Below are 757 nucleotides of genomic sequence, written 5' to 3'. Positions count from 1 at the left end.
CTTTACAGTGCCAACAAGTATTACTTTAGAATGTGATCAAGATATTAATGATGTTGTTATTACAGGAGATGTAACAGACGAATCAGATAACTGTGATACAGGTTTAGAAGCCACCTTTACAGATAGTGTTGCAGATGGTGCTTGTGCAAACGAGTCTATCATCACAAGAACATGGACCTTAACAGATACATGTGGTAATACAACAACACAAGTACAAACTATTACTATAGAAGATACTACTGCACCGATTATTGATGCTGAAGCTAGAGACATTACTATAGAGTGTGATGGTTCTGGTAATGATGGTGCTATCCAAGCATGGTTAGACGATAATGGTGGTGCTACAGCAACAGATAATTGTGGAGATGTAACATGGACTAATGATTATTCTGGAGTAAATTCAGATTGTTCTACGCCTATTACAGTGACTTTTACAGCAACAGATGCATGTGGTAATACAGCGACAACATCAGCGACTTATGCTATAGAAGATACTACTGCTCCAACGATTACAGTTGAGGCTATGGATTTAACAGTAGAATGTGATGGCTCTGGGAACTTAAATGATTTAAACGAGTTTTTAAATTCTTTTGGAAGTGCAGAAGCTACTGATGATTGTTCAGCAGTAACTTGGACTAATGACTTTAGTGCATTAACTGCAGCATGTGGATCTACAGGATCAGCTACAGTAACATTTACTGCAACAGATAGCTGTGGAAATGAAGCAACAACTTCTGCTACATTTGCTATTGTAGAC

1 protein-coding gene is annotated in these 757 nt (G+C 37.8%); it reads left to right on the top strand.

Translation table 11 applies throughout. The annotated features are described in order from the left end of the window. On the top strand, window positions 1-757 hold a 757-nt coding region (locus tag RM697_RS13685), incomplete at both ends, for an HYR-like domain-containing protein (RefSeq protein ID WP_489753214.1).

The organism is Microcosmobacter mediterraneus, assembly GCF_031846265.1.
Classification (GTDB): domain Bacteria; phylum Bacteroidota; class Bacteroidia; order Flavobacteriales; family Flavobacteriaceae; genus Microcosmobacter; species Microcosmobacter mediterraneus.
Note: the sequence above shows the minus strand (reverse complement) of the source record. Positions and strands in the feature narration are given on the sequence as shown.